The 21,634-nt window shown below is 64.9% G+C and carries 23 protein-coding genes and 1 tRNA gene; 16 read left to right on the plus strand and 8 right to left on the minus strand.

The features are described from left to right. The first annotated feature begins 179 nt into the window (after window positions 1-179). Complete coding sequence (locus WG898_RS00630; RefSeq protein WP_339600850.1) at window positions 180-710, plus strand: FxDxF family PEP-CTERM protein; 531 nt, start codon at window positions 180-182, stop codon at window positions 708-710. A gap of 30 nt (window positions 711-740) precedes the next feature. Here WG898_RS00630 and WG898_RS00635 read toward each other — a convergent pair whose 3' ends face one another. Then, window positions 741-2,129, minus strand: coding sequence for an alpha/beta hydrolase family protein (locus WG898_RS00635; RefSeq protein ID WP_339600851.1), 1,389 nt, complete (start codon window positions 2,127-2,129; stop codon window positions 741-743). A 161-nt stretch (window positions 2,130-2,290) separates the two neighbouring features. Between WG898_RS00635 and WG898_RS00640 the strand changes: the two genes are divergently transcribed. Together WG898_RS00640 and miaB are read left to right on the plus strand one after the other, a co-directional pair. Then, complete coding sequence (locus WG898_RS00640; RefSeq protein WP_339600852.1) at window positions 2,291-2,671, plus strand: hypothetical protein; 381 nt, start codon at window positions 2,291-2,293, stop codon at window positions 2,669-2,671. Between the two features lie 11 nt (window positions 2,672-2,682). Next, complete coding sequence (miaB, locus tag WG898_RS00645) at window positions 2,683-4,023, plus strand: tRNA (N6-isopentenyl adenosine(37)-C2)-methylthiotransferase MiaB (protein WP_339600853.1); 1,341 nt, start codon at window positions 2,683-2,685, stop codon at window positions 4,021-4,023. Here miaB and WG898_RS00650 read toward each other — a convergent pair. Beyond that, a complete protein-coding gene (locus tag WG898_RS00650) occupies window positions 4,013-4,285 on the minus strand; it encodes a hypothetical protein (RefSeq protein ID WP_339600854.1) in 273 nt (90 codons plus the stop codon). The two genes, miaB and WG898_RS00650, sit on opposite strands and share 11 nt — an antisense overlap. 112 nt (window positions 4,286-4,397) lie before the next feature. Here WG898_RS00650 and hemA point away from each other — a divergent pair, with 112 nt between their 5' ends. The 6 genes from hemA (at window position 4,398) to WG898_RS00680 (ending at window position 9,457) form a co-directional block, all read left to right on the plus strand. Next, window positions 4,398-5,693 (plus strand): glutamyl-tRNA reductase, encoded by a 1,296-nt coding sequence (gene hemA / locus WG898_RS00655; RefSeq protein WP_339600855.1) that lies wholly within the window; start codon window positions 4,398-4,400, stop codon window positions 5,691-5,693. Window positions 5,694-5,768: 75 nt separating this feature from the next. Then, window positions 5,769-6,854, plus strand: coding sequence for a peptide chain release factor 1 (gene prfA, locus WG898_RS00660; protein WP_339600856.1), 1,086 nt, complete (start codon window positions 5,769-5,771; stop codon window positions 6,852-6,854). Further along, window positions 6,851-7,672 (plus strand): peptide chain release factor N(5)-glutamine methyltransferase, encoded by an 822-nt coding sequence (gene prmC / locus WG898_RS00665; RefSeq protein ID WP_339600857.1) that lies wholly within the window; start codon window positions 6,851-6,853, stop codon window positions 7,670-7,672. The genes prfA and prmC overlap by 4 nt, the downstream gene beginning before the upstream one ends. A 136-nt stretch (window positions 7,673-7,808) precedes the next feature. Next, window positions 7,809-8,447 carry a hypothetical protein gene (locus WG898_RS00670; protein WP_339600858.1) on the plus strand — a complete coding sequence of 213 codons (639 nt, stop codon included), beginning with the start codon at window positions 7,809-7,811 and terminating at the stop codon, window positions 8,445-8,447. 122 nt (window positions 8,448-8,569) lie between these two features. Continuing rightward, window positions 8,570-8,887 (plus strand): Grx4 family monothiol glutaredoxin, encoded by a 318-nt coding sequence (gene grxD / locus WG898_RS00675; protein ID WP_285230930.1) that lies wholly within the window; start codon window positions 8,570-8,572, stop codon window positions 8,885-8,887. Window positions 8,888-8,890: 3 nt separating this feature from the next. Then, window positions 8,891-9,457: a UbiX family flavin prenyltransferase gene (locus tag WG898_RS00680; protein WP_339600859.1), complete on the plus strand. Its 567-nt coding sequence runs from the start codon at window positions 8,891-8,893 to the stop codon at window positions 9,455-9,457. A 4-nt stretch (window positions 9,458-9,461) separates the two neighbouring features. On the opposite strand, the gene WG898_RS00685 is transcribed toward WG898_RS00680, so the two are convergent. Further along, complete coding sequence (locus WG898_RS00685; protein WP_339600860.1) at window positions 9,462-10,073, minus strand: lytic transglycosylase domain-containing protein; 612 nt, start codon at window positions 10,071-10,073, stop codon at window positions 9,462-9,464. Beyond that, window positions 10,070-11,815 carry a proline--tRNA ligase gene (locus WG898_RS00690; protein ID WP_339600861.1) on the minus strand — a complete coding sequence of 582 codons (1,746 nt, stop codon included), beginning with the start codon at window positions 11,813-11,815 and terminating at the stop codon, window positions 10,070-10,072. Before WG898_RS00690 ends, WG898_RS00685 begins: the two co-directional genes overlap by 4 nt. A 130-nt stretch (window positions 11,816-11,945) precedes the next feature. Here WG898_RS00690 and WG898_RS00695 point away from each other — a divergent pair, with 130 nt between their 5' ends. After that, complete coding sequence (locus WG898_RS00695) at window positions 11,946-12,560, plus strand: RNA pyrophosphohydrolase (protein WP_339600862.1); 615 nt, start codon at window positions 11,946-11,948, stop codon at window positions 12,558-12,560. Here WG898_RS00695 and proB read toward each other — a convergent pair. From proB to rplU, 4 genes are all read right to left on the minus strand, one after another. Further along, window positions 12,557-13,681, minus strand: coding sequence for a glutamate 5-kinase (gene proB, locus WG898_RS00700; RefSeq protein ID WP_339600863.1), 1,125 nt, complete (start codon window positions 13,679-13,681; stop codon window positions 12,557-12,559). The two genes, WG898_RS00695 and proB, sit on opposite strands and share 4 nt — an antisense overlap. Next, the gene (gene obgE / locus WG898_RS00705; protein WP_339600864.1) at window positions 13,678-14,754 is read right to left on the minus strand and encodes a GTPase ObgE; all 1,077 of its coding nucleotides are present in this window, start codon (window positions 14,752-14,754) and stop codon (window positions 13,678-13,680) included. The genes proB and obgE overlap by 4 nt, the downstream gene beginning before the upstream one ends. A 163-nt stretch (window positions 14,755-14,917) precedes the next feature. Further along, window positions 14,918-15,175, minus strand: coding sequence for a 50S ribosomal protein L27 (gene rpmA, locus WG898_RS00710; RefSeq protein ID WP_339600865.1), 258 nt, complete (start codon window positions 15,173-15,175; stop codon window positions 14,918-14,920). A 34-nt stretch (window positions 15,176-15,209) separates the two neighbouring features. Next, window positions 15,210-15,521, minus strand: a complete 312-nt coding sequence (rplU, locus tag WG898_RS00715; protein WP_195797624.1) for a 50S ribosomal protein L21 — start codon at window positions 15,519-15,521, stop codon at window positions 15,210-15,212. A 281-nt stretch (window positions 15,522-15,802) separates the two neighbouring features. Here rplU and WG898_RS00720 point away from each other — a divergent pair, with 281 nt between their 5' ends. From WG898_RS00720 to coaE, 6 genes are all read left to right on the plus strand, one after another. Further along, on the plus strand, window positions 15,803-16,732 hold the full coding sequence (locus WG898_RS00720; RefSeq protein WP_339601597.1) for a polyprenyl synthetase family protein: 930 nt from the start codon (window positions 15,803-15,805) through the stop codon (window positions 16,730-16,732). Window positions 16,733-16,786: 54 nt separating this feature from the next. Continuing rightward, window positions 16,787-16,863, plus strand: a tRNA-Pro gene (locus WG898_RS00725). A gap of 205 nt (window positions 16,864-17,068) precedes the next feature. Further along, window positions 17,069-18,790, plus strand: a complete 1,722-nt coding sequence (gene pilB / locus WG898_RS00730) for a type IV-A pilus assembly ATPase PilB (protein ID WP_339600866.1) — start codon at window positions 17,069-17,071, stop codon at window positions 18,788-18,790. Between the two features lie 50 nt (window positions 18,791-18,840). Further along, window positions 18,841-20,061, plus strand: coding sequence for a type II secretion system F family protein (locus WG898_RS00735; protein ID WP_339600867.1), 1,221 nt, complete (start codon window positions 18,841-18,843; stop codon window positions 20,059-20,061). A 3-nt stretch (window positions 20,062-20,064) separates the two neighbouring features. After that, the gene (locus WG898_RS00740; protein ID WP_339600868.1) at window positions 20,065-21,003 is read left to right on the plus strand and encodes a prepilin peptidase; all 939 of its coding nucleotides are present in this window, start codon (window positions 20,065-20,067) and stop codon (window positions 21,001-21,003) included. Beyond that, the gene (coaE, locus tag WG898_RS00745) at window positions 21,003-21,608 is read left to right on the plus strand and encodes a dephospho-CoA kinase (protein WP_339600869.1); all 606 of its coding nucleotides are present in this window, start codon (window positions 21,003-21,005) and stop codon (window positions 21,606-21,608) included. Before WG898_RS00740 ends, coaE begins: the two co-directional genes overlap by 1 nt. Window positions 21,609-21,634: the final 26 nt, after the last annotated feature.

Below are 21,634 nucleotides of genomic sequence, written 5' to 3' on the forward strand. Positions count from 1 at the left end.
GCGCAAGGCGAGGTCGGCCGATGCGAATCATTCTGGCATGTGACGCTACCGTTGCAGCGCGTTCGGGCGTCTCAGACTTGGGGGGTGGGCCGCAGCCCACGCTCTAGGGGTTGGCAGCGCCGGTGCGACCACTAGACTCGGCGCATGTTGGGCATCGCCCGGCACTTCTGGAGACTGCAATGAAGCTCAAGCACCTGGCTGGATCTGTTGCTTTGGCGGTCACGGCTTCGGCTGGCGCCGTGACGCTGCAAGGAGGCTCAACAGGAGTGATCGACAACAGCTCGGCCTTCCTGGGCGGCGTTCATGGCACGAACGAGGCGCTGGTCGGCTTCATGGACATCTTCGAGTTCAGCGTCACCGGCCCCGGGCAAGCATTGGCCACCTTCACCGAGGCCGACGCGAGTTCCCAGGGTGCGGTATTCCACTTCAATACCTTGCTGCTCGCCGATGCTGCGAACAATCCGCTGCCAGGCGCGATTGATGTCAATGGCGCCGATGGGTGGAGCGTCTCGGCAGCACTGACAGGCGCGGGGAATTACCACGTCATCCTTGGCGGCGGCATTGATCCAGCGGCTGATCCCGGCATCTCGAACGCCTTCTACCTGGGCGCCGTAGGTACCGTCGTGAACGCCGTACCCGAGCCTGGCAGCTATGCGCTGATGTTGCTGGGGCTGTTGGCCATTTCAGCCAAGCTAAGGCAGCGCCGCTGAGCAGGGTTTCGGCTAGCGGCACCGGCCGCCTCAGTTCGCGAGGCCCTTGCTGCGCAGATGCGCAAGCACAGTGGCCTCGCTGACATCCAGCTTCCAGTAGGTCTGCAGCAGGCCGGCGACGAAATGTGCGCCGCTTTCGCGCGCCGCAAAATCGTCTTGATAGTCCACCAGCCGGATGCGCGCATCGCAAAGCTCCAGCAGGCGCGGCAGCAGAAAGCTCGTGGCGTCATAGCCCTGCTCTTGCTGCGCCCGCAAATAGGCAAACAACGAAACATCCAGGGTCGGCAATCGCGGCAGCAGAATCTCGGTCACGCTGCCGCTCACCAGACGCGTCAGCAAATAGGCCTGGGAAAACAGGATCGCAGATGCTTCGTCGAAGCCCGGCTGCACTGGTGCGTGGGTAATGTCGAAATGGCTCCAGTCAAGGCTTTGCCCTTGGTGCGGGTAGATGAATACCTGATGGCGACCGGGCGTTCCGAAGTACAGCGCATTGGCCTGCAGCAATGGCGAAATGGTGTCGAAGCTGTCGTGAATGAAAAGGAACTTGGTCTTCAGGCGTTGCACCAGGAAGCCGCTGCCATAGGGCGCATAGTCGGCCGGGCCCGAGGCGGGCGTGGCAGCGGCCTCCACGCGACGCCTGAAGGGCTCCAGCCGCAGGATCGCCTTGCCCGGGTCGCTGTGTGCGGCTTCCTGCCAGCGCGCATAGGGTTCAAACTGCGCATAGTCCACCAGCGGGGTGCTCAAAGCGCCAAAGGCTGGTGCCGCTCCGACCGGCGCGGCGGCCGCCGCATGGAGCGCCAGCGAGCCGCCATAGGATGAACCCCAGACCGCGATGCGCTGGCCGTCCACACTCGGCTGGGCTTGCAAGAAAGCCAGCCCCGCCAAGGTGTCGTCTATATCGTTTTGCAATGAGCCGCCAGCATAAAAGCGCTGGTAGACCACGATCACGGCAACGCCATTGATCAGGTATGGCAGGGCAGCGCCTGCCGCATCGTCCAGGCGCGAATAGTCGTAAGGTGCGTAGAGCGTCGGCGGGCTGCCGGCACCCGGGCCGTAGATATCCTCGAGCATGACGAAAAGTTCACTGCCGGCGCGCTGCAAGGCCCCCAGGTCCACGCGCTCGCCGGTCCAATCGATGCCGCCATAGGCGTCCGCCAGCAGGACCGCGGCTGACCTTGTGGCGACACTGGCGCCCGGGGCCGGAAACCAGATCGCATAGGCCGGCATGCGGCCCGGCAGGGTGAGGCGCAGGCGCTGGTAGCTGTACTTGCCGCGAAAGCTGCCGCTGCTGAGCACATCGACAGTCGGGTCGCTTGCGCCTGCCGCGGGCTCGCTGGTGCCAGGGCCGCTCCCGCCCCCGCAGGCAAAGAGCAAGAACAGGCTCGCCAGAATCAAGGCCCGCCGCAGCTTGTGGATCATTGATTGCCTCCACCACCAATTGCGCGCTCAGTTGAGCCGCCGCGAGGCGCGGAGTCAACCCTGTGAACTAGGCATCCCCAGCTATGCCTGCGACCTTGGCTTACAATGCTCGACCTTGTCGTCGCGGCCCCGCCGCCCATCGCAGCCACTGGAAAAATACCATGTATCGCTGTGCACTTGCCGCGCTTGCGGCCACCAGCCTGAGTCTTTCGGCCCAGGCACAAGTCCATCGCCAATTTCCCGCCCATGCGCTGCGCGGCGAGTTGATGGTGGTGCAGACACCCGAGGTCTTGCTCAATGGCCAGCCAGCCAGGCTGGCGCCTGGCAGCCGCATCCGTGGCAGCGACAACCTGCTGCTGCTGTCTGCCTCCCTCACCGGGCAGAAGAACACCGTGCACTACACCATCGACACTTCCGGCCTGCTGAAGGATCTCTGGATCCTCAACGATGCCGAACTCGCCAACAAGACCTGGCCCCACAGCCCGCTGGAAGCCGCCAACTGGCAGTTTGATCCGGCCGCTCAGGTCTGGTCCAAGCCCTGATCACCGCAGCCATGAGCACGAAGAAGAAAGTATTCATCAAGACCTTTGGCTGCCAGATGAACGAGTACGACTCGGACAAGATGGCCGATGTGATGGGCGCGGCCGAAGGCTACGAGCCCACCAGCGATGTCGAGCAGGCCGACCTGATTCTCTTCAACACCTGCTCGGTGCGCGAGAAGGCGCAGGAAAAAGTGTTCTCCGACCTGGGACGCGTCAAGCATCTGAAGGCCAAGGGCGTGATGATTGGCGTGGGCGGTTGCGTGGCCAGCCAAGAAGGCGCTGCCATCATCGAGCGCGCGCCCTATGTCGACGTGGTGTTCGGCCCGCAGACCCTGCACCGTCTGCCCGCCATGCTGGCCGCGCGCCGCGAGCAGGCGCGCCCACAGGTGGACATCAGCTTCCCCGAGATAGAGAAGTTCGACAATCTGCCGCCCGCCAAGGTGGACGGTGGCAGCGCCTTCGTCTCCATCATGGAGGGTTGCTCCAAGTACTGCTCGTATTGCGTGGTGCCTTACACGCGCGGCGAGGAGATGTCGCGCCCCTTCGAGGACGTGCTGACCGAGATCGCCGGCCTCGCCGACCAGGGCGTGAAGGAATTCAATCTGCTGGGGCAGAACGTCAACGCCTACCGCGGCAAGATGGGCGACACGGGCGAGTACGCCGACCTGGCCCTGCTGCTCGAGTACTGTGCCGAGATCCCCGGCATCGAGCGCCTGCGTTTCACGACCAGTCACCCTAACGAATTCAGTCAGCGCCTCATCGAGGCCTATGGCAAGGTGCCGCAACTGGTGAACCATCTGCACCTGCCGGTGCAGCATGGCAGTGACCGCATCCTGATGGCGATGAAGCGTGGCTACACGGCGCTGGAGTTCAAGAGCACGATCCGCAAGCTGCGCGCCATCCGGCCCGACATCCGCATCGCCAGCGACTTCATCGTCGGCTTCCCGGGCGAGACCGAGGACGACCATGCGAAGCTGATGAAGCTGGTCGACGATGTGGGCTTCGACGCCTCCTTCAGCTTCATCTTCAGCCCCCGCCCCGGCACGCCGGCGGCGAATCTGGAAGACGGCACGCCTTACGAGACCAAGGTCAGGCGCCTGCAGGAACTGCAGGCCGTGATCGAGGCCAACACCCTCGCGATCAGCCAGCGCATGGTGGGCACGACGCAACGCATCCTGGTTTCGGGCCATGCCCGCAAGGACGCGAGCGAACTGATGGGGCGTACCGAGTGCAACCGCATCGTCAACTTCAAGGGGCACCCGCGGCTGATGAACCAGCTGATCGATGTGCAGATCAGCCAGGCCTTCGCACATTCGCTGCGCGCCGAAGCAGACACCGTGCTCAGCGCTTGAGCATCAGCCACCATTGCGGCAACACCACGCCCAGCAGCATCAGGCCGTAGCCCAGCATCGTGCCGTCGCGGGCCAGCCAGGCCAGCGCCACCAGCACCGCCAGGCTGCCGCCCATGCCACCCCACAGCACAAGGCGGCGCCAGGCCAGCGCATGATGTTCACGCCGCCAGACGAGCTTGATCGCCAGCGCCATCAGGGCGGCCACGCCCCAGGCCGGCGAGAACAGATTTAGCAGGTGCCCGAGGGCGTCGACGAGGTTCACGGTATGCCCAACGGTTCTGAAAAACAGACGAGCTTGATGCGCATCAAGCTTGACGGCGGAAAGCCTGGCTCGGCCGTCCGCAACTATGCGGCGCAAATTTTATAATCGCCCCATGACGGTCTTCGCTCTCGGCCTGAACCACAACTCCGCGCCCCTGGACCTGCGCGGACGTTTCGCGTTCTCGCTGGAGCAATTGGCGCCCACCCTGCTCGGTTTCCGCGACCAGGTGCAGGCCCATGCCCCCCGCAAGGCCACGCCCGAGGCGGCCATGCTCTCGACCTGCAACCGCACCGAGCTCTATGTGGCCGGCAGCCCGGCACTGGTGCAACCCACGGTGGCCTGGCTGGCCGAGGTGGGCGGCGTGGGCAGCGCGGCGCTGCTGGACCATGCCTATGTGATGGAGGGCAGCGCCGCGGCGCGCCACGCCTTCCGTGTCGCCAGCGGCCTGGATTCGATGGTGCTGGGCGAGCCTCAGATCCTGGGCCAGATGAAGCAGGCGGTGCGCGAGGCCGACCAGGCCGGTACCCTGGGCACCACCTTGCATCAGCTGTTCCAGCGCAGCTTCTCGGTGGCCAAGGAGGTGCGCAGCTCCACCGAGATCGGCGCCCACTCCATCAGCATGGCCGCCGCCTCGGTGCGCCTGGCAGCCCAGCTGTTCGAGGACCTCAGCGCGATCAAGGTGCTCTACGTGGGCGCCGGCGAAATGATCGAACTGGTGGCCACCCATTTCGCGGCCAAGAACCCCAAGGCCATGGCGGTGGCGAACCGCACGCTGGAGCGCGGCGAGAAGCTGGCCGGCCATCTGGGTGCCGAGGCGATGCGCCTGTCGGACCTGCCCGACCGCTTGCACGAATTCGATGCGGTGATTTCCTGCACCGCCAGCAGCCTGCCGCTGATTGGCCTGGGCGCGGTGGAGCGGGCACTGAAGAAGCGCAAGCGCAAGCCCATGTTCATGGTCGATCTGGCCGTGCCGCGCGACATCGAGCAGGAAGTGGCCCAGCTCGACGACGTTTACCTCTACACGGTCGACGATCTGGCGCAGCTGGTGCAATCTGCCGGCGAAAAGCGCCAAGCCGCCGTCGAACAGGCCGAGGCCATCATCGAGAACGGCGTGCAGAGCTTTGTGCACTGGCTGGGCCAGCGCCACACCGTGCCGCTGATCCAGGCCCTGAATGCCCAGGCCGATGATTGGCGGGCGCTGGAGATCCAGCGCGCCCGCAAGCTGTTGGCGCGCGGCGAGGACGTCGAGGCGGTGCTGGAAGCACTCTCGCGCGGCCTCACCCAGAAGATGCTGCATGGCACCTTGGCCGAGTTGCACGCCGCCGACGGCGAACAGCGCGTGGCCCTGGCGCATACCGTCTCGCGCCTGTTCCTGCGCAAGAGCACCCGCGACCCGGCCGAGCATTAGCGGCGCTGCACCAGCCCGCAACCCCGTGCCCGCATGCTGGGCGCGGCCTTCGTGCTCCAGCCCCATGACGCTCCCATGAAAGACTCCCTGCGCCAGCAGTTCGAACGCCTTGGCTTCCGACTGCACGAACTTGATTCCACCCTGGCCGACGGCTCCATTGCTGCCGACATGAAGCGCTATCGCGCCCTCACCAAGGAACAGTCCGAGGTCTCGGACCTGGTGACGCGCTACCAGACCTATCTGCAGCGCGAGCGCGACCTGATCGCCGCACGCGAACTGCTGTCCGACCCCGAGATGGCCGAGATGGCGCGCGAGGAAATTGGCAGCGCCGAGGCCGATCTGGCGCGTCTGCACGAGGAACTGCAGCTGGCCCTGCTGCCGCGCGACCCGGATGACGAGCGCCCGGCCTTTCTGGAAATCCGCGCCGGTGCCGGTGGCGATGAGTCGGCGCTGTTCGCGGGCGATCTCGCGCGCATGTATATGCGCTTCGCCGAGAGCCAGGGCTGGCGCAGCGAAATCCTCTCGGCCAATGAATCCGATCTGGGCGGCTACAAGGAACTGGTGCTGCGCATCGAAGGCCCCTCGGTGTACGGCCGGCTCAAGTTCGAATCGGGCGGGCATCGCGTGCAACGCGTGCCGGCCACCGAGTCGCAGGGGCGTATCCACACCAGCGCCTGCACCGTGGCGGTGATGCCGGAACCCGACGAAGCCGAGGAGATCCAGCTCAACCCGTCCGAGCTGCGCATCGACACCTTCCGCGCCAGCGGTGCCGGTGGCCAGCACGTCAACAAGACCGACAGCGCGATCCGCATCACCCACCTGCCCACCGGCCTGGTGGCCGAATGCCAGGACGACCGCAGCCAACACCGTAACAAGGCCAAGGCCATGGCCGTGCTGGCCGCCCGCCTGCGCGACAAGGACAAGAACGAGCGCGCCGCCAAGGAGGCCGCCACGCGCAAAAGCCTGATCGGCAGTGGCGACCGCAGCGACCGCATCCGCACCTACAACTTCCCGCAGGGCCGGCTCACCGACCACCGCATCAACCTGACGCTCTACAAGCTGGGCGCCATCATGGATGGCGACCTGGGCGACGTGGTGCAGGGCCTGCAGCAGGCCCAGGCCGCAGAGCAGTTGGCCAGCTTGGAAGAAGGCCGGGCATGACCGTCGCCGAGGCCCTGGCGCAGGCCCGCGCGGCCGGCCTGGCGCGCCTGGAAGCCCAGCTGCTGCTGGCGCAGCTGCTGCAATGCGATCGCTCCTGGCTGATCGCCCATGACGACGCGACCGTGCCGCCAGCCTTGAGCGCGCGCTTTGCGGATTGGCTGGCGCAGCGCCTCGACGACGTGCCGCTGGCCTATCTGGCGGGCGAAAAGGAATTCCATGGCCTGCGCCTGCAGGTCAGCCCCGCCACGCTGGTACCGCGCCCGGACACCGAACTGCTGGTGGACTGGGCATTGGAGCTGCTGCAAGCCAGCCGCCTGGCCGCGCCGCGGGTGCTGGACCTGGGCACCGGCAGCGGCGCGATCGCGCTGGCCATCAAGCATCGCTGCCCCCACGCCGAGCTGCACGCCTCGGACCGCAGCGCTGCCGCCCTGGCCGTCGCGGCGGCGAATGCGCAGCGTCTGGGCCTGGCCGTGCAGTTCCATCTGGGCAGTTGGTGGGAACCCTTCGCCGGGCAGTGCTTCGACCTGATCGTCAGCAACCCGCCCTATATCGCCGGCGATGACCCGCATCTGCGTGCGCTGCGGCATGAACCGCTCTCGGCACTGACACCTGGCGGCGATGGCCTGGCCGACCTGGCCCGGCTGGCCCAGGGCGCACCGGCGCATCTACGGCCCGGCGGCCATCTGCTGCTGGAGCATGGCTACGATCAGGCCCCGGCCGTCGCCGCCGCGCTACAGGCGACCGGGTTTGCGGACGTCGCTTCCCGGCGCGACCTGGGCGATCAGCAACGTGCCAGCGGGGGCCGCTGGCCAGGCTGAGGCTGCCGCTGGGCAAGCCCGCAACAGAAAGCCCAACAACGTGCAATTTGCGCTGCACAAGGGCCGGACCGGGGCGTAGCATCAAGCTCCGAGGGTCACGCAATGCGCGCCCTCCTCCACGCACCGGGAGATCGTCATGCGCGTCATAGCTCGAGTTTCACGCCGCCATCTGGCAGGGCTCTTGATGGCTGTAGCGGGACTAGGTGCAGCCCAAGCCGCCTGGGCCGACAACGGGCTCAAGCTGGAGCCCCAGGGGCTGGGACGCTGGCAGGCCCGCATCCAGTTGAACAGCCTGGATGTCAACGCCGGCCTGCAGGCCGATCCTCTGCGCAGCGGCGGATCGCGCCTGCTGAGCGCCAATCTGCTGGGCGACTACTACCTCACCGGCTCGGGCCTAGGCCAGGGCGTCCAGGGCGGCCTGCGCGCCACCGGCGGCCTGCTGCTGGGGCCGCTGTCGCTCGCGCAAAGCAGTTCGGGCCTGGCATTGGGCCGGGGCGCCACGCTGCAAAGCCAGAATTTCGCGCTGGGACAGCGCAGCGTCAGCGTGCAGTCGAGCGCCGAGCGCGGCGATCCGAGCACCTCACTGTCCTATCTGGGCATTGGCTATACCGGGCACTCCTTGCGCGGCGGTTGGGGCTTCAGCGCCGACCTTGGGCTGGTGGGCGGCTATGGCGGCTTCCGTCTGGGCCAGAGCAGCGCCCAGGCGGTGGAAGACCTGCTGCGCGATATGCGCTACAAGCCGGTGCTGCAGCTGGGCCTGTCGTACAGCTATTGAGCTTGCATCCGCCCACGCCGCGCGTCCGGGCATTGCCCCTCGCCGATAATGGCCGCCATGCGCGGCCATTGCTTTTTCATCCGCGGCCGCAGCGCCCCCTAACCCTGCAAGGACTAGACGATATGAGCGACGTTCAACAACGCATTGACAGCCTGGTGAAGAGCAACCGCGTGGTGCTGTTCATGAAGGGCACGGCCCAGTTTCCGATGTGCGGTTTCTCCGGCCGCGCCATCCAGATCCTCAAGGCCTGCGGCGTCAATGACCTGAAGACCTTCAATGTGCTGGAAGACGAGGAAGTGCGCCAGGGCATCAAGGACTACGCCAGCTGGCCCACCATTCCGCAGCTGTACGTGAACGGCGAGTTCGTGGGCGGATCTGACATCATGATGGAGATGTACGAGGCCGGCGAGCTGCAGCAGATGCTGGGCCAGCAGGCCTGAGGCATGCAGCAACGCCTCGTTGTCGGCATCACGGGCGCCACCGGTGCGGCCTATGGCTTGCGACTGCTGCGGCGCGCGCGCGAACTGGGCGCCGAGACGCATCTGATACTCACGCCGGCCGGGGTGCTGAATGCCCATCATGAGCTGGGGCTGAGCCGCGACGCGCTGGAGCGCGAAGCGGATGCGGCTTATGCGCCTGGCGATGTGGGCGCCTGTGTAGCCAGCGGCAGTTTTGCCAGCACCGCCATGGTGGTGGCGCCCTGCTCGATGAAGAGCCTGGCCGCCATCGCGCATGGCTTTGGCGACAACCTGCTGACGCGCGCGGCCGACGTTACCTTGAAGGAACGCCGCCGCCTCATCCTGATGGTGCGCGAGACACCCCTCAACCTGGCGCATCTGCGCAATATGACGGCGGTTACCGAGATGGGCGGCATCATCTTTCCGCCGCTGCCGGCCTTCTATCACCACCCGCAAAGCATCGCCGACATGGTCAACGAGAGTGCCGAGCGGGTGCTGGAACTGGCCGGCTTGGCGGGCGCCACGCCCAAGAGCTGGCAGGGCCTGCGCTGATCGCTTAGCGCTCCTCAGGCAGCAGCCATTTGCGCCGGTTGGCGAACACCGCATTCGGATATTCGGGCCGGCCACGGCTGCCGTTGTAGCGCCCCAGGGCGAGGAACATATCGCCCTGTTCGCGGTCCAGGTAGTGGCGCAGGATCACGCAGCCAAAGCGCAGATTGGTCTGCATATGAAACAGCCTGGAGGCCTGGCCATCGCCGATGGATTTGGCCCAGAAGGGCATCACCTGCATATAGCCGCGCGCGCCGGCCACGCTGATGGCGTATTTGCGGAAACCGCTTTCCACTTCCACCAGACCCAGCACCAGGGCGGGCTCCAGCCCGGCACGCTTGGCCTCGTACCAGACGGTCTCGAGAAACTCGATGCGGGTCAACGCCTCGCTCTTGCGGCTCTTCAGTCGCTCGCTCATCACGCCCAGCCAACGCAGATAGGCAAGGCGCGTGTCGGTGGAATCGAAGCGAGGCTTGGGCGGTGCGCTGTTGGCGATCGCCGAGGAGAGCGCCGAGCGCACCTGGTCCTGCAGCGGCTCCTCGATCTGTGCGCCGGCCCAGCTACGACCGGGCAGCGCCAGCCCCGCCAGCGCTGCGAAGAACAGTCCGCGACGCTTCAAAGCTTGAGCTTGCCCTTCAGATGGGCCAGCACCTCGGCCAGCGCCAGCTTGGTGGCCTCGGCGTCACGGCGGCCCTGGTACTCGACCTGGCCTTCCTTGAGGCCACGATCGGACAGCACTACGCGATGCGGCACGCCCACCAGCTCCCAGTCGGCAAACATGGCACCGGGGCGCTCGCCGCGATCATCCAGCAGCACATCGACGCCCAGGGCTTGCAACTCGTCGTGCAGGCGCTCGGCCGCCAGCTTCACTTCCTCGCTGCGGTCCATGCCTATCGGGCACAGCACCACGGTGAAGGGCGCAATCGCATCCGGCCAGATGATGCCGCGCGCGTCGTGGTTCTGCTCGATGGCGGCGCCCAGGATGCGGGTCACGCCGATGCCGTAGCAGCCCATCTCCATCGGCTGGGGCTTGCCGTTCTCGTCCAGGAAATTGGCGTTCATCGCGGCCGAGTACTTGGTGCCCAGGTAGAACACATGGCCCACCTCGATGCCGCGCTGGATCGCCAGCACGCCCTTGCCGTCCGGCGAGGGATCGCCCACCACGACGTTGCGGATGTCGGCCACCAGATCGGGCTCGGGCAGGTCGCGCCCCCAGTTGGCACCGGTGTAGTGGAAGTCAGCCTCATTGGCGCCGCAGACGAAGTCCGACATCTGGGCCACGGTGCGGTCGGCCACGATCTTGACCGGCTTCTTCAGGCCGATCGGTCCCAGATAGCCTGGCTTGCAGCCGAAGTGTTCGTCGATCTCGGCCACGCTGGCGAAGCGGAAGCCCCCCTTCAGCCCTTCGACCTTGCCCGCCTTGATCTCGTTGAGCTCGTGATCGCCACGCACCAGCAGCAGCCAGACGGTGGACTTGACGATGACGCCCTGCTCATCGAGTTCGTCGGTGGCGAGCACCAGGGACTTGACCGTCTGCGCCAGCGGCAGGCCCAGCAGCGCGGCCACATCCTCGCAAGTGGCCTTGCCCGGGGTCGGCGTCTTCGCCAGCGCCTGGCCGGCCGCGCCGCGCGCACCCAGCAGGGCCACGGCCTCGGCCAGCTCGATGTTGGCGGCGAAATCGCTGCTCGGGCAGTAGACGATGGCGTCTTCGCCGGTATCGGCGATCACCTGGAACTCGTGCGAACGATCGCCGCCAATCGCGCCGGTATCGGCGGCAACGGCGCGGTACTGCAGGCCGAGGCGGTCGAAGATCTTGCAGTAGGCGCCGTACATATTCTCGTAGCTGCGCCCGGCGGAAGCGACATCGCGATCGAAGGAGTAGGCGTCCTTCATGGTGAACTCGCGGCCGCGCATGATGCCGAAGCGCGGCCGGCGCTCGTCACGGAACTTGGTCTGGATGTGATAGAAATTCTTGGGCAGTTGCTTGTAGCTGCGCAGTTCCTGCCGGGCGATATCGGTGATCACTTCTTCGGAGGTCGGCTGGATGATGAAGTCCCGGTCATGCCGGTCCTTCACGCGCAGCAGCTCGGGGCCCATCTTGTCGAAACGCCCGGTCTCCTGCCAGAGCTCGGCCGGCTGCACCACCGGCATCAGCAGTTCCACCGCGCCGGCGCGGTTCATCTCCTCGCGAATGATGGCCTCGACCTTGCGGATCACGCGCAGCCCCATCGGCATGTAGTTGTAGATGCCGGCCCCCAGGCGCTTGATCATGCCGGCGCGCATCATCAGCTTGTGGCTCACCACCTCGGCATCGGCGGGCGCTTCTTTGAGCGTGGAAATGAAGAACTGGGAGGCTTTCATCGGAGGGGGCTGAGGTGTGGGCGCGTCCAGGGTCAGGTCTGAACGCGCGGGGGTCTGAGGGTAAGCGAGGATCATGCAGGACCATGGGCCCAATGCAATAATCAAACCAACTATAGATTTGAGGTTGATTATGCTCGACCGTGAAGGCTTCCGGCCCAACGTCGGCATCATCCTGCTCAACCACAGGAACGAAGTGTTCTGGGGTAAGCGCATCCGTACCCATTCCTGGCAGTTCCCGCAAGGGGGCATCAAGCATGGCGAAACGCCCGAGCAGGCGATGTTCAGAGAGCTCCATGAAGAAGTGGGGCTGAGGTCCGAGCATGTGCGCATCATTGCGCGCACACGCGACTGGCTGCGCTACGAAGTGCCCGAGCACTTCATACGACGCGACGCGCGCGGACATTACCGCGGGCAAAAGCAGATCTGGTTTCTGCTGCAATTGATGGGCCGCGACAGCGACATGAATCTGCGCGCCACCGACCATCCCGAGTTCGATGCCTGGCGCTGGAACGAGTACTGGGTGCCGCTGGAGGCGGTGATCGAGTTCAAGCGCGGCGTCTACCAGATGGCGCTGACCGAGCTGGCGCGTTTTCTGCCACGCATGAACCACCACAACCGCTATCTGCGCGCCGGTATGCGGCCCCAGCATCGCGCCGAAGGCGGGCGCGGGCCGCATGACGCTGCCGGCGAACATGAGCAACATGCCCCCGAGGACGCCAGCGAGGCGCCCAAGGACCCGGCTTAGCGCAGCACCAGGTTGTCGCGGTGGATGAGTTCGGGCTCGGCCGCATAGCCGAGCACGCCCTCGATCTCGAACGAAGGCTTGCGCGCAATCAGGCGCGCCTCGGCGCTTGAGTAGTTGGTGAGCCCGCGCGCCAGCTCGGCACCGCCGGCGTCCCTCACGGCGATCACATCGCCGCGATGGAATTCGCCCTGCACCTCGTAGACGCCGATTGGCAAAAGGCTCTTGCCCTCGTCGCGCAGCTTGGCGGCAGCTCCGGCATCGACCAGTACGGCGCCGCGCAGCTGCAGATGGTCAACCATCCATTGCTTGCGCGCGGCGAGCTTTTGCGTGCTGGCCAGCAGCGCCGTGCCGATGGCTTCGCCGGCGGCCAGCCGCAACAACACATCCGGCTCGCGCCCCCAGGCGATCACGGTGTTGGCACCGCTGCCGGCGGCGCGTTTGGCGGCCAGGATCTTGGTGATCATGCCGCCGCGACCAATGCTGGAGCCAGCACCGCCGGCCATCTGCTCCAGTTCGAGCGTGCCGGCAATCGCTTCGTCGATGAAGCGCGCGCTCGGGTCCTTGCGTGGATCGGCAGAGTACAGGCCGCGCTGATCGGTCAGGATCACGAGGGCATCGGCCTCAACCAGGTTGGCGACCAGCGCACCCAGGGTGTCGTTGTCGCCGAACTTGATCTCGTCGTTGACGACGGTGTCGTTCTCGTTGATGACCGGCAGCACGCGATGCTGCAGCAGCGTCAGCAAGGTGGAGCGCGCATTCAGATAGCGCTCGCGATCGGCCAGGTCGGCATGCGTGAGCAGCACCTGAGCGCTGCCCATGCCCTGCTCGCGCAGCTTGCTCTCGTACATCTGTGCCAGGCCCATCTGCCCGACGGCCGCAGCCGCCTGCAGTTCATGGACTTCCTTGGGGCGCGTCACCCAGCCCAGGCGCTTCATGCCTTCGGCAATCGCCCCGCTGGACACCATCACCAGCTCGCGCCCCTGCGCCGCCAAGGCAGCGAGTTGCCGGCACCAGTTGCCGATCGCCTCGGCATCGACGCCGCGCCCCTCGTTCGTTACCAGGCTGGAACCTACCTTGACGACGATGCGCCGCGCATCCTTCAGCGGCCCATGGCTGCTCATGCCTGCTCCTGCTCGCCACCCTCCACAGGCGTGAAGCGCGGGTCGACTTCCACATGCACGCGCTGGGCCTCGGCCACATGCTCATATATCGCGTGGATCAAGGGCTGGCAACCTTCGCGCGTGAGGGCGGAAATTTCGAACACCGGGCCCTTCCACTTGTAACGCTTGACGAAGTCCTTGACGCGCGCGGCACGTTCCTCCGCCGGCACCATGTCCAGCTTGTTAAGCACCAGCCAGCGCGGCTTGTCGTACAGGGCCTGGTCGTACTTCTTCAACTCGCCCACGATGGCCTTGGCTTCCGCCACCGGATCCACGGCCGGATCGAAGGGAGCCAGGTCGACCACATGCAGCAGCAGTCGCGTGCGCTGCAGGTGGCGCAGGAATTGGTGACCCAGGCCGGCACCTTCGGCGGCGCCCTCGATCAGACCGGGAATGTCGGCCACCACAAAGCTCTTCTCGGGCGCGACACGCACGACGCCGAGGTTGGGGTGCAGGGTCGTGAACGGGTAGTCGGCAATCTTGGGGCGGGCGTTGGAGACCGCCGAGATCAGCGTCGACTTGCCGGCATTGGGCTGGCCCAGCAAGCCCACATCGGCCAGCACGCGCAGCTCAAGCTTGAGCTTCTTGGCCTCGCCGGGCCAGCCGGGCGTCTTCTGGCGCGGCGCGCGGTTCGTGCTGCTCTTGAAGTGCAGATTGCCAAAGCCGCCGTCACCGCCCTTGGCGATGAGAATCTTCTCGCCCGGCTCCAGCAATTCGGCAATCACCGTATCGGTCTCTAGATCCTTGATGATGGTGCCCACCGGCATGCGCAGCACGATGTCGTCGGCCGCGGCGCCATACTGATCGGAGCCTCGCCCCGCCTCGCCATTGCGCGCCTCGTGGCGACGCGCATAGCGGTAATCGATCAGGGTGTTGAGGTTCAGGTCGCCCACGGCAAACACGCTGCCACCGCGCCCACCATCGCCACCGTCCGGCCCGCCGAAGGGAATGAACTTCTCGCGGCGAAAGCTCGCACAGCCGGCACCACCATTGCCGGCCACAACATCGATAGTGGCTTCGTCTACGAACTTCATGTCAGATCCCTTGAGCCCGGGCGGGGCTATGGTAAGCCAGGCCCCTCAAGGAACCCGACTCGATGCAGCCGTAGAAAAACAAAAGCCCCGGACTGAGCCGGGGCTGTTGCTGCACGGTGTGGCCGGCTGCTGCCACCGCACCGCGACCGCTGGTCCGAAAAACTTAGACCGGCGTGACGATGACCGTCGAACGGCTCTTTTCGCCCTTGACGGCGAACGAGACCTGGCCGTCGATCAGCGCGAACAGCGTATGGTCCTTGCCCATGCCGACGTTCGTGCCGGCGTGGAACTTGGTACCGCGCTGACGCACGATGATGGAACCTGCAGAGATGGTCTGGCCGCCATAGACCTTCACACCCAGCATCTTCGGTTTGGAATCGCGGCCGTTTCGTGTGGAACCGCCGCCCTTTTTCTGTGCCATGGATTAACTCCTTGAACTGTTGGCGAAAGCCGGATTAGCCATTCACCGCGCTGATTTCCAGCTCGGTATACGTTTGGCGATGGCCCTGGCTCTTCTTGTAGTGCTTGCGACGACGCAGCTTGAAGATGCGCACCTTGTCGTGCTTGCCCTGTGCCACAACAGTGGCTTTGACGCTTGCGCCAGCAACCAAGGGAGTGCCAACCTTGAGTTCAGCGCCGTTGCCGACAGCCAGAACCTGGTCAATCACAATCTCTTGGCCAACATCCGCAGCAATCTGTTCTACCTTGATCTTTTCGCCAGCAGCAACTTTGTATTGCTTGCCGCCGGTTTTTATGACCGCGTACATATCAGCCCTTTCAGTGAAACCACTTGCCGCCAGTAATTGACGGCAAGCCTTGACTACGCCCATGACCTGAGCGCAGAGCCCGCGAGTGTAGCACAATCGTTAACCCTGAATCAAGCAGCATTGCCCGCCTGTCTGAGGCGCGCCGCGCCGCGCGTCCGCAGCGAACTTGGGCCACTCACGAGCTTCCTATAATGCCAGCTTCGCCCCAAAGTGAGCTGAGAGTGCAAGACCTGTCTGCCTCGTCCCCTGTTGCTGAGGTTTTGGCCGCGTTGAACGCGGAAATGCGCGAGGTGGATGCCGTAATCGCGCACCGCCTTACCTCCGATGTCGCCCTGATCAATCAGATTGCAGGCTACATCGTGCACGCCGGCGGCAAGCGCATGCGGCCAAAGCTGGTACTGCTATTCGCCAACGCGCTTGGCTATACCCAGCACGAGCGCTTTGAACTTGCCGCCGTGGTGGAGTTCATCCATACCGCGACGCTGCTGCACGACGACGTCGTCGACGAATCGTCGCTGCGACGCGGCAAGCAGACTGCCAACGCCCTGTTCGGCAATGCCGCCAGCGTGCTCGTGGGTGACTTCCTGTATTCGCGCGCCTTCCAGATGATGGTCTCGGCCAACAGCCTGCGCGTGCTGGAGGTGCTCGCAGACGCCACCAATGTGATTGCCGAGGGCGAGGTCTTGCAGCTGATGAACATGCACGACCCGGACATCAGCGTCGAGAGTTATCTGCGCGTCATCCGCTTCAAGACCGCCAAGCTGTTCGAAGCAAGCGCGCGCCTGGGCGCTGTGCTGGCCAACAGCACGCCCGAGATCGAAGACGCGTGTGCTGGTTATGGCCGCGCACTCGGCACCGCGTTCCAGCTCATCGATGACGTACTCGACTACGAAGGCGACACCCAAGCCCTTGGCAAGAATATTGGCGACGACCTGCGCGAAGGCAAACCAACACTGCCGCTGCTGATTGCCATGAACCGCGGCAGCGTCGAGGAGCGCGAGCTGATACGCCATGCCATCGAGCAAGGCGAGGTGGCACGCCTGGCCGACATCGTGGCCATCGTGCGGCGCACCGGCGCCCTTGAAGCCACGCGCGACGCTGCCCGCGCCGAGGCTGCACTCGCACAACAATGCTTAAATGCATTACCTCTTAACAAATGGCGAGAAGCTCTGCTAGAATTCGCCGTTCAGTCAATCGACCGCTCGTTCTGAGCGATCAAGAAGACAGTAACGACTCTTTGCAGCAGCGAAGCAGTCGGAGCAAATCGGGGTGTAGCTTAGCCTGGTAGAGCGCTACGTTCGGGACGTAGAGGCCGGAGGTTCGAATCCTCTCACCCCGACCAGATCTTCTTAACTTCCATACCCAGCCTAGGCGCCGTGATGCAAATCGGCATCACCGGCAGAGGCCGTGCGCGCGTTCCGTGCGCTTACACACATTTCCACCGATTGCCCCCATGCATGCTGGGTATACAGTGTGGTCATTGCTGAGTAAGTGCGCACCCGATGCGCCTCTTGCCTTCGACTACCTAGCACAGCGAATCACGGCACGTGGATACAACCCTGGCTGACCCGCCCCATTCCGCCCTTTCGGGCGTGGCTCGCGTGTTGGTGCACGCAGGCAAGCTGCAGGCCAAGGCCGCAGAGGATCTGGTACGGCAGTCCAAGGAGAAAAAGACCAGCTTCGTGAGCGCCGTGATTGCTTCCGGCGCAATTTCCTCGGCCGACTTGGCGCATACGCTGGCGACAGCGCTGGCTGTGCCGCTGATGGACTTGAATGCGGTAGATGCCCAGCGCCTGCCGCAGAACATCATCGACAACAAGCTCGCTCAGCAATATCAGGTTCTGGTGCTCGGCCGCCGCGGCAACCGCCTCTTCATCGGTGGCGCCGACCCGACCGAACCAGAGGTCGTCGAACGCATCAAGTTCGCCACCCAGTTGTCGCCCGAATGGGTGATCGTCGAGTACGACAAGATCACCAAGATTCTCCAAGGCTCGGCGACCAGCGCCGCCGAGACATTGGAAAGCATGGCCGGCGGCGACTTCGACTTCGACATCGCCGAAGAGGAAGGTCCGACGCAGCAAGAAGCGCAGGACATGGCCGACGTGGAGGACGCCCCGGTGGTGCGCTTCCTGCAGAAGATGCTGGTGGACGCCATCAATCTGCGCGCCTCGGACTTGCACTTCGAGCCCTACGAGTATCACTACCGGGTACGTTTCCGCGTGGACGGTGAGTTGCGCGAGATCACGCAGCCCCCGATTGCCATCAAGGACAAGCTGGCCTCGCGCATCAAGGTGCTGTCGAGGCTGGACATTGCCGAACGCCGCGTGCCGCAAGACGGACGTATGAAGCTGAAGTTCGGCGCCAAGGCGATCGACTTCCGCATCAGTACCTTGCCTACACTGTTCGGCGAAAAAATCGTGATCCGGATTCTGGATCCGTCCTCGGCCAAATTGGGCATCGAGGCGCTGGGCTACGAAAAGATCGAGAAGGACCGGCTGCTGGCCTGCATCTCACGCCCCTACGGTATGGTGCTGGTCACCGGCCCGACTGGTTCGGGCAAAACCGTCTCGCTCTACACCTGCCTGAACATCCTGAACCAACCGGGCGTGAACATCTCGACGGTCGAAGACCCTGCGGAAATCAACCTGCCCGGCATCAACCAGGTGAACGTGAACGACAAGGCCGGCCTGACCTTTGCTGCGGCGCTGAAGTCCTTTTTGCGTCAGGATCCCGACATCATCATGGTGGGCGAAATCCGCGATCTCGAGACCGCCGACATTGCCATCAAGGCGGCGCAAACAGGCCATATGGTGATGTCCACCCTGCACACCAACGATGCGCCGACCACGCTCACCCGCCTGCTCAATATGGGTGTGGCGCCGTTCAACATCGCCTCTAGCGTTCTGCTCATCACCGCACAGCGCCTGGCCCGGCGACTGTGCGAGAACTGCAAGACCTTGGCGGAGTTTCCGCGCGAGGCGCTGCTGCGTGCTGGCTTCGCCGAGACCGATCTGGATGGCAGCTGGAAGCCTTATCGCGCGGTGGGCTGCTCGAGCTGCAACAACGGCTACCGCGGCCGCGTTGGGCTCTACCAGGTGATGCCCATTACCGAGGCCATCCAGCGCATCATCCTCTCGGAAGGCACGGCCATGGACATCGCTGCGCAGGCGCAGTCCGAGGGCGTGCGAGACCTGCGTCAATCCGGTCTTGTGAAAGTGCGTGCCGGCGTCACAACGCTGGAAGAGGTGTTGGCAGCGACCAATGAATAAGGGTCCATCGGGCCCCGACAAAAACTGTGGGTGCAATCCCAGGAGGTGTTATGGCGACCATTTCCAGCGCCAAGCCGGCCAATGAGGCCATCTACGAGTGGGAAGGCAAGGACAGGAACGGCAAGATCGTGCGCGGCGAGTTGCGCGCCGGCGGCGAAGCCATGGTCAGCGCCACCCTGCGTCGCCAGGGCATCCTCGTCAGCAAGGTCAGGAAGCGCCGTAGCTCTGGCGGCACCAAGATCAAGCAAAAGGACATTGCCGTGTTCACGCGCCAGCTTGCCACCATGATGCGTGCCGGCGTGCCACTGCTGCAGTCTTTCGAGATCGTGGCGCGCGGCAGCCCTAATCCCAAACTGACGCGCCTGCTCACCGAAATCAAGCAGGACGTGGAGACCGGCACCAGCCTGTCCGCCTCCTTCCGCAAGCACCCGATGTACTTCGACGCGCTGTACTGCAATCTGGTCGAGGCCGGCGAAACCGGCGGCATCCTGGAAGCCCTGCTCGACCGCCTCGCGATCTACCAGGAAAAGACGGTCGCACTGAAGAACAAGATCAAGTCGGCGCTGACCTACCCGATCGCGGTGATGGTGGTGGCCTTTGTGGTCACCGCCGTGATCATGATCTTTGTGGTGCCGGCGTTCAAGGACGTGTTCAAGTCCTTCGGCGCCGACCTACCCGGACCGACCCTGGTGGTGATCGCCATGTCAGAGTTCTTTGTGGCCTATTGGTGGGCCATATTCGGTGGTCTTGGTGGTGGCAGCTACTTCTTCATACAGTCGTGGAAACGCTCCGAGAAGATGCAGAAGACCATGGATCGGCTGCTGCTCAAGATCCCCGTGTTTGGCGATCTGTTGTACAAGTCTGCCGTGGCGCGCTGGACGCGCACATTGGCCACCATGTTTGCCGCCGGCGTTCCGCTGGTCGAGGCGCTCGATTCGGTGGGCGGAGCCTCGGGCAATGCCGTCTTTTCCGAGGCCACCGAGAAGATCCAGCGCGACGTGTCCACCGGTTCGGCACTCACCACCTCGATGCAGACCACTGGCATCTTCCCGAGCATGGTGCTGCAAATGGCTGCCATCGGCGAGGAGTCCGGCTCACTGGACCATATGCTGAGCAAGGCGGCAGAGTTCTACGAGGACGAGGTGGACGAGGCGGTGAAGGCGCTCTCCAGCCTGATGGAGCCCTTCATCATCGTGTTTCTCGGCACGGTCATCGGCGGCATCGTGGTCGCGATGTACCTGCCCATCTTCAAGCTGGGTCAGGTGGTCTGAGGGATGACAACGACGACCACCGAACTCCAATGGCTGCTGTCCCCCTGGGTGCTGGGCGTGCTGGGCCTGTGCATTGGCAGCTTTCTCAACGTCGTGGTGCACCGCCTGCCTCGCATGATGGAGCGCCAATGGCTCACCGACGCGGCCGCTCAATTGAGCGATGAGGAGGCGCTGCTGCAGGGCGCGCAACTGGGCAAGGCCGAAGCCGGCGCGCTGGCCAAGGCGAGTGCCGCGCTGGCCGCCAAGCTTGATGAGCTCCCCGCCCTTGGCATCGCGATGCCGCGCTCGCGCTGCCCTCACTGCGGCCATCAGCTGAAATGGCACGAGAACGTCCCGTTGCTGGGCTATGCCATGCTGCGCGGCAGATGCTCGGCCTGCGCGGCACCGATCTCGGCGCGCTACCCCTTGGTCGAGTTGCTCACCGGGCTGATGTTTGCCGGGCTGTCATGGCATTTCGGCCCCCAGCCCAGCACCCTGCTCTGGTGCGCCTTCGCCGCGGCCCTGCTGGCATTGGCGGCGATCGACTGGGACACCACCCTGCTGCCCGACGCCATCAACCAACCCTTGCTGTGGGCCGGTCTGCTGGTCGCCTTGCTGGGCTGGACGATTCCCCTGCAGGCCGCGCTGACCGGCGTGCTGGTGGGTTATCTATCGCTCTGGTCGGTCTACTGGCTGTTCAAGCTCACCACCGGCAAGGAGGGCATGGGCTACGGGGACTTCAAGCTGCTGGCCGCGCTGGGCGCCTGGCTGGGTTGGCAGATGATTCTGCCCATCGTGCTGGGCGCATCGGTAATCGGCGCGGTGATCGGCGTCGCCATGAAGTTGAATGCCAAGCTGCGCGAGGGCCGCTATGTGCCCTTCGGCCCCTTCCTCGCGGGCGCCGGCCTGGTGGTGCTGTTCGCCGGCCAGGCGCGCGTGCTGGGGTGGCTGGGCTGGGTCTGATGCGCGGGCGCGCATTGCGCATCGGCCTGACCGGTGGCATCGGCAGCGGCAAGAGCACCGTGGCACTTGCCTGGATCGAGGCAGGCGCCGACGTCATCGACACCGATGCCATCTCGCGCGCCTTGACGGCAGTGGGCGGTGCCGCCATGCCGGCCATCGTGCAGGCCTTCGGCGCCCAGGCGGCCGGCCCGGATGGCGCGTTGGACCGAGCCAATATGCGCGCCCTCGCCTTCCGCGACGAGCCAGCCAGGCGCCGGCTCGAAGCCATCCTTCACCCCATGATCAGCGTCGAGACCAGCCGACGGGCGGAAGCCAGCACGGCCGATTTGCTGGTCTTTGACGTGCCGCTGCTGGTCGAGTCGGGCCGCTGGCGCTCGCGCGTTCAACGCGTGCTGGTGGTGGATTGCGAGGAACAAACGCAGGTCGAGCGCGTCATGCAGCGCTCGGGCTGGCAGCGCGAGGCGGTGTTGGCGGTGATCGCGCAACAGGCCAGCCGCGCCGCCCGCCGCGCCGTTGCCGATGCAGTGCTCTACAACGACGGCATCAACGCGGACGCGCTGCGCATGCAGGTGCTGAGCCTGGCCGCGCATTGGCGCAGGGGCTAGCCCCTAGCGTTTTCTTGGGGCTCGCG

This window comes from Paucibacter soli, from assembly GCF_037482845.1.
Classification (GTDB): Bacteria; Pseudomonadota; Gammaproteobacteria; order Burkholderiales; family Burkholderiaceae_C; genus Paucibacter_B; species Paucibacter_B soli.

Excerpts from the sequence above, each read along its gene's own strand:
- WG898_RS00640 (WP_339600852.1), top strand. The coding sequence starts at position 2,291 with ATGTATCGCTGTGCACTTGCCGCGCTTGCGGCCACCAGCCTGAGTCTT.
- miaB (WP_339600853.1), top strand. The coding sequence starts at position 2,683 with ATGAGCACGAAGAAGAAAGTATTCATCAAGACCTTTGGCTGCCAGATG.
- WG898_RS00740 (WP_339600868.1), top strand. The coding sequence starts at position 20,065 with ATGACAACGACGACCACCGAACTCCAATGGCTGCTGTCCCCCTGGGTG.
- grxD (WP_285230930.1), top strand. The coding sequence starts at position 8,570 with ATGAGCGACGTTCAACAACGCATTGACAGCCTGGTGAAGAGCAACCGC.
- WG898_RS00635 (WP_339600851.1), bottom strand. The coding sequence starts at position 2,129 with ATGATCCACAAGCTGCGGCGGGCCTTGATTCTGGCGAGCCTGTTCTTG.
- obgE (WP_339600864.1), bottom strand. The coding sequence starts at position 14,754 with ATGAAGTTCGTAGACGAAGCCACTATCGATGTTGTGGCCGGCAATGGT.
- coaE (WP_339600869.1), top strand. The coding sequence starts at position 21,003 with ATGCGCGGGCGCGCATTGCGCATCGGCCTGACCGGTGGCATCGGCAGC.
- rpmA (WP_339600865.1), bottom strand. The coding sequence starts at position 15,175 with ATGGCACAGAAAAAGGGCGGCGGTTCCACACGAAACGGCCGCGATTCC.
- rplU (WP_195797624.1), bottom strand. The coding sequence starts at position 15,521 with ATGTACGCGGTCATAAAAACCGGCGGCAAGCAATACAAAGTTGCTGCT.
- WG898_RS00735 (WP_339600867.1), top strand. The coding sequence starts at position 18,841 with ATGGCGACCATTTCCAGCGCCAAGCCGGCCAATGAGGCCATCTACGAG.
- WG898_RS00690 (WP_339600861.1), bottom strand. The coding sequence starts at position 11,815 with ATGAAAGCCTCCCAGTTCTTCATTTCCACGCTCAAAGAAGCGCCCGCC.
- prfA (WP_339600856.1), top strand. The coding sequence starts at position 5,769 with ATGAAAGACTCCCTGCGCCAGCAGTTCGAACGCCTTGGCTTCCGACTG.
- WG898_RS00630 (WP_339600850.1), top strand. The coding sequence starts at position 180 with ATGAAGCTCAAGCACCTGGCTGGATCTGTTGCTTTGGCGGTCACGGCT.
- prmC (WP_339600857.1), top strand. The coding sequence starts at position 6,851 with ATGACCGTCGCCGAGGCCCTGGCGCAGGCCCGCGCGGCCGGCCTGGCG.
- WG898_RS00670 (WP_339600858.1), top strand. The coding sequence starts at position 7,809 with ATGCGCGTCATAGCTCGAGTTTCACGCCGCCATCTGGCAGGGCTCTTG.
- proB (WP_339600863.1), bottom strand. The coding sequence starts at position 13,681 with ATGAGCAGCCATGGGCCGCTGAAGGATGCGCGGCGCATCGTCGTCAAG.
- WG898_RS00720 (WP_339601597.1), top strand. The coding sequence starts at position 15,803 with ATGCGCGAGGTGGATGCCGTAATCGCGCACCGCCTTACCTCCGATGTC.
- WG898_RS00680 (WP_339600859.1), top strand. The coding sequence starts at position 8,891 with ATGCAGCAACGCCTCGTTGTCGGCATCACGGGCGCCACCGGTGCGGCC.
- hemA (WP_339600855.1), top strand. The coding sequence starts at position 4,398 with ATGACGGTCTTCGCTCTCGGCCTGAACCACAACTCCGCGCCCCTGGAC.
- WG898_RS00695 (WP_339600862.1), top strand. The coding sequence starts at position 11,946 with ATGCTCGACCGTGAAGGCTTCCGGCCCAACGTCGGCATCATCCTGCTC.